General features: G+C 40.8%; 6 protein-coding genes. 3 read left to right on the top strand and 3 right to left on the bottom strand.

Annotated elements, in window-relative coordinates:
• Positions 1-615, top strand: a 615-nt coding sequence (locus tag B4J23_RS05115) for a thiazole synthase (RefSeq protein WP_291359075.1), incomplete at its 5' end; no start/stop codon positions are given.
• Between the two features lie 307 nt (positions 616-922).
• Complete coding sequence (locus tag B4J23_RS05110) at positions 923-1651, top strand: hypothetical protein (RefSeq protein ID WP_125279235.1); 729 nt, start codon at positions 923-925, stop codon at positions 1649-1651.
• Between the two features lie 40 nt (positions 1652-1691).
• Here B4J23_RS05110 and B4J23_RS05105 read toward each other — a convergent pair whose 3' ends face one another.
• The 3 genes from B4J23_RS05105 to B4J23_RS05095 all read right to left on the bottom strand — a co-directional run bounded on the left by B4J23_RS05105 (position 1692) and on the right by B4J23_RS05095 (position 3370).
• Positions 1692-2003, bottom strand: a complete 312-nt coding sequence (locus tag B4J23_RS05105) for a putative quinol monooxygenase (protein ID WP_125279236.1) — start codon at positions 2001-2003, stop codon at positions 1692-1694.
• A 15-nt stretch (positions 2004-2018) separates the two neighbouring features.
• Positions 2019-2600, bottom strand: a complete 582-nt coding sequence (locus tag B4J23_RS05100) for an NAD(P)H-dependent oxidoreductase (protein ID WP_005235065.1) — start codon at positions 2598-2600, stop codon at positions 2019-2021.
• Positions 2601-2758: 158 nt separating this feature from the next.
• The gene (locus B4J23_RS05095; protein WP_004782472.1) at positions 2759-3370 is read right to left on the bottom strand and encodes a glutathione binding-like protein; all 612 of its coding nucleotides are present in this window, start codon (positions 3368-3370) and stop codon (positions 2759-2761) included.
• A gap of 216 nt (positions 3371-3586) precedes the next feature.
• Between B4J23_RS05095 and B4J23_RS05090 the strand changes: the two genes are divergently transcribed.
• Positions 3587-5032, top strand: coding sequence for a SulP family inorganic anion transporter (locus B4J23_RS05090; protein ID WP_291359069.1), 1446 nt, complete (start codon positions 3587-3589; stop codon positions 5030-5032).
• Positions 5033-5090 lie beyond the last annotated feature (58 nt).

Below are 5090 nucleotides of genomic sequence, written 5' to 3'. Positions count from 1 at the left end.
ACGAACCTGCTTTCAGTGGTTCCACCAGAAAAATACACCATTTTACCAAATACTGCGGGCTGTTTTGATGCCAATAGCGCAGTACGCACCTGTATGCTAGCACGTGAACTGCTGGATGGTCATAACCTGGTAAAACTGGAAGTTCTGGGCGATGAAAAGACCCTTTATCCAAATATTACCGAGACCTTGAAAGCGGCGCGTACCCTGATTGATGACGGTTTTGAAATCATGGTCTATACCTCAGATGATCCGATCGTGGCACAAGAACTGGAAAGTATGGGCTGCGTAGCAATCATGCCTTTGGGTAGCCTGATCGGTTCAGGTCTAGGGATTCTGAATCCACACACGATTTCGATTATTAAAGAAAATGCCAAAGTGCCTGTGCTGGTTGATGCGGGTGTCGGTACTGCCAGTGATGCAGCGATTGCCATGGAACTCGGCTGTGACGGCGTACTGATGAATACTGCGATTGCTGCTGCACAAAATCCGGTCTTGATGGCCTCTGCGATGCGTAAGGCGGTTGAAGCAGGTCGTGAAGCATTCCTGGCCGGTCGTATGCCACGCAAACGCATGGCCAATGCCAGCTCACCTGAAACCGGTTATTTCTTTAAATAATAATCGAGGCTAGAGGCCCAAAAAATTATTTGAATCATATCGATCTGTTCAGGAGTTTCTAGCAAACTCCTGAACTTTTAATTTTAGATACCCAAATCAACTTTGAAAATTAAATATTAAAAGTTCACGTCTTGGTTTGGATTATTTCAAATAGAAAGTTCATATCTAATAGTTGAATTTATAAAAAAGCTTTAAAGTTCACCATAAATATCTATCCAATATTCAAAGAAATGACTTAACCTATTTGGCTAAACTTATTACTTAGCTTTGACCATCAATAGAATTAAAATAAAAGGAATTTAAGCCGATGCTTCATCAGATCAAACTGCCTTGCCTATTTAGCACCCTGCTGTTTATCACATTTACACAAAGTGCATGTGCAACACCTCAGACAGGTAGTTCTCTAAAATCAAGCTATCAGCAGTCATTTGTTCCGAAAAATTGGAAAATTTTGGAAACAGCGCAAGGCGATTTAAATCAGGACGGTCAAGCAGATCTCGCGCTGATTATTGAAGATACTAATCCCGAAAACTTTGTTGCAAATGCAGGTGTAGGCAATCATGTTCTGAATACCAACAAACGAAAACTTTTGATTTTATTCAAGCAGGCAAATGGTTATCAGCTTGTAGCTAGTAATACTACTTTACCAACCGAAGGTGATGTAGAGTCGCCTTGCCTCACTGATCCACTTGGTGAATCCGAAGCCTTAAGCATTCAAAAAGGTGTACTTCGGGTTCATTTACATTATTGGCTAAGCTGTGGTTCATGGTATGTCACCAATTATACTTATACCTTTCGATACCAAAATAATGCTTTTAAATTAATTGGCTATGATGTGGATGATTTTCACCGTGCCTCGGGTGAGAGTACAGCACGAAGCATTAACTTTTTAACAGGTAAGGTAAAAACTACAACAGATGAAAATGAATTTGCGGAACAGACGCAACCTGCCAAAGTTCAATGGTCCACCTTAAAACACCGCTACGCACTGAAACTTGAACAGGTTCAATTTAATCAGCCACAAGAGTTCGAATAAAATTAAATATTACAAACTCTTTCAAACTGAGAATTACAGTTTAAAGTGCTTCTAAAATCCGAATCTTTACACTCGCAACCGCACCTTTAGTGGCCTTAGCATGTTGCTGCATATTTACACTATGCATGTGGGTTTCCAGATGCTGAATACTTTCCCATTTTTCAAACATCATGATTGAAAAAGGCACTTTGGTCTGTAATCGGCTCTCAATTGCCGGATGATCAATATAGACATCATAAAGATGACAGCCTGGCTCTTGTAATACCTGTGCGCGGATGTTATTAAATGAATCCAGCACTGTTTTCAGATCTTGTTCCGAATGACAAATGATTTCAGCAATAACGGTTAGCATGGTCATATCTCCTGGTTAAGCAAAAATTTGAATTAAATGTTCACGATACTGTGTAATATACGCTTCAACTTCAGGGGCTTTAATTACATCATTCACAATAAATGTCGGTAAAGCCTGCATCCCCAAGAATTGGTTGGCTTTATGAAAAGGTAGGTAAACGCCATCTACACCCACGCCATGAAAAAACTGCTCGGTATCCGTAAACGCATCCATCGGTGCATTCCAGGTAAGAGATAACATATAGTTTTTATCGTGAATCAGGCCACCTGAGCCGTATTGTTTTGAAGCATCTGAACGTGAGCGACCATCATTTGCATACAGGCTGCCATGCCCTTCGGTAAAAACATCATCAATATACTTTTTCACTGGCCACGGCGCACCCATCCACCAGCCTGGCATTTGGTAAATGACCGTATCTGCCCAAAGATATTTTTCCACTTCTGCTTTTGCATTATATTCACTATCAGCACGAGTCACCTGAACCTGATGCCCCAGCTTTGTTAATACTTCTTGAGCCAGTTCGGCCAAAGTATCATTTAACTGACCATTTGAATGGGCGAAAGCTTTTGCGCCATTAATTAATAAAATATTTTTCATGGAAAGAACCTGAAACCAAAAATTTATGCAGGCACTATATAGATTCTGCTTATTGCTAAAAAGCGGTGATTTTGCAAATCATTATTGACTAAATATCAATAATCACTTTGGAAGCAATAAAAAAAGCGCCCTATGGCGCTTTTTTCAAAATTTTGAGATTAAGGAATCAAACCTTCATCACGCATTGCAATCTGTACAGACTGACGTTCTGCAACCTTATTACGGATATGAATAATATTTTTATATGGACTCAGATCATGTTCAATCTGGTTCGACCAGTTGGTCAGAACAAACAGGTAAGCATCTGCCGGACCGAAATTATCATCGACCAGATAATCGTTGTCCGATTCACCAATTGCCTTATCGATATAACTCAATAAACGGTCAATTTCTGCATAGGCTTTTTCTTTGGCTTCATCTGATAATTTTCCTGTGAAGAAGACAGCATAAGCATCATGCAGTTCTGAGTTGAGATAACCTAACCACTCCAGCACTTTGGCACGTCCCATGCCAGAAGGTGGAATCAGATCTTGTTTTGGATCGTGTTGAGCAAGAAACGGTAAAATTGCAACATTTTCTGTAAGAATTAAACCCGGATTAATTTCTAATGCTGGTACATAACCCTTTGGGTTAATTTCGTAATAATCTGCACCTTTTTCTGTTTTATGGGTTTTTAAGTCAACACGTTCCAAATCAAAATCGACATTAATTTCATTTAAAATAATATGAGCTGCCAAAGAGCACGCGCCTGGCGAATAGTAAAGCTTCATTTCTGATCCTTGTTATACACTTCTCAATGTTTTAAATCGCTTCTGACAAACTTTCAAGTGATCAAACCTGTAAATTGCAAAAAAGCGTAACTGTGATTCAGCACAGTTACATATCCAATATTGAGGAATTTACAGGCTTTTGCAAGTCAATCTTGTGTAGATTTTTATCTGTATCTGTTTAAGATACGCAGGTTCTCAAAATTTAGATGATATTTCGTGATTAACCTGAAAAAAGAAGAATGGTTTTCCAATATCCGGACTGATGTGCTGGCAGGTCTGGTGGTTGGACTGGCCCTGATTCCTGAATCTATTGCTTTTTCTGCGATTGCAGGTGTTGATCCGCAAGTCGGCTTGTATGCCTCTTTCTGTATTGCGGTGTCCATTGCCTTTTTCGGTGGTCGTCCTGCCATGATCTCTGCGGCGACTGGTGCAATGGCACTACTGATGATTACGTTGGTCAAGGATCATGGTTTGCAATATCTGCTTGCAGCCACAATTCTGACCGGGATTATTCAGGTGATTGCGGGCTTTTTTAAAGTTGCCAAGCTGATGCGTTTTGTGTCGCAGGCTGTGGTATATGGTTTTTTGAATGCCCTCGCGATCCTGATTTTTGTGGCACAAATCCCGGAAATTAACCGGATGGACAGTACGGGTTATCTGTTCATTTTAGTAGGTTTGATAATTATCTATCTGTTTCCTTATATATCGAAAATCGGTAAAGCGATTCCATCGCCTCTGATCTGTATCGTCGTGCTGAGCGCACTTGCGTTATTGCTTGGTGCAGATATGCGTACTGTGAGCGATCTGGGCCAGTTTCCAGATACCTTACCCGTCTTTCTTCTTCCGGAAATTCCACTGAATCTGGAAACCTTGCAGATTATCCTGCCTTATTCCTTTACTTTAGCCACTGTAGGTCTGCTTGAAAGTATGATGACGACTACAGTGATTGATGAAGTTACCGGAACTGAAGGTGACCGACATCAGGAATGTCGTGGTCAGGGTATGGCCAATATTGTCAGCGGTTTTATGGGCGGAATGGCCGGTTGTGCCATGATTGGTCAGTCGATTATCAATGTCTCTTCAGGTGCACGTACCCGTTTATCCACTTTGGTGGCTGGCGTGTTTTTGCTGTGTCTGGTGGTCTTCCTGAAAGACTGGCTGGCTTATATTCCAATGGCTGCGCTGGTTGCCATTATGATTATGGTGTCATTTACCACCTTCCAGTGGGGTGCAATCAAACAGTTTGGCAAGCATCCGCTAGAATTTAATACCGTGATGATTGCTGTGATAATTGTCGTGCTTGCTACTCATAATCTGGCGCTCGGTGTATTTGTCGGTGTATTGCTCTCTGCCCTGTTTTTTATTAATAAACTGGAAAGAACTGTACATGTCTCGACTTATTTGCATAAGCCTAATTCACGTAGCTACAAAATTTCTGGACAGATCTTTTTCAGTAGTACAGAAAAGTTCTACCAGTTTTTTGATTTTAAAGAAAAACTAGATCATGTTGAGCTGGATCTGACCCATGCACATATCTGGGATGTGACTTCAGTAAATATGCTCAATAATGTCATCCAGAAGTTTAAAGCCCAAGGCATAGACGTGACTGTAATTGGTTTAAATGAAGCCAGTAGCACTTTGATCGACCGTTTTAGTACCTGATCAAGCTGGATGTGTAAAAGAGCCAACTGGCTCTTTTATTTTGCCTGGGATCTCTGGC

The sequence above is a fragment of the Acinetobacter sp. UBA3025 genome (assembly GCF_002367915.1).
In the GTDB taxonomy this organism is placed as follows: Bacteria; Pseudomonadota; Gammaproteobacteria; order Pseudomonadales; family Moraxellaceae; genus Acinetobacter.
The sequence above is the reverse complement of the archived record's forward strand: the minus strand, read 5'-3'. Positions and strand labels throughout refer to the sequence as shown.

Coding starts and splice junctions, on each gene's coding strand:
- B4J23_RS05100 (WP_005235065.1), bottom strand. CDS start 2,600: ATGAAAAATATTTTATTAATTAATGGCGCAAAAGCTTTCGCCCATTCA.
- B4J23_RS05110 (WP_125279235.1), top strand. CDS start 923: ATGCTTCATCAGATCAAACTGCCTTGCCTATTTAGCACCCTGCTGTTT.
- B4J23_RS05095 (WP_004782472.1), bottom strand. CDS start 3,370: ATGAAGCTTTACTATTCGCCAGGCGCGTGCTCTTTGGCAGCTCATATT.
- B4J23_RS05105 (WP_125279236.1), bottom strand. CDS start 2,003: ATGCTAACCGTTATTGCTGAAATCATTTGTCATTCGGAACAAGATCTG.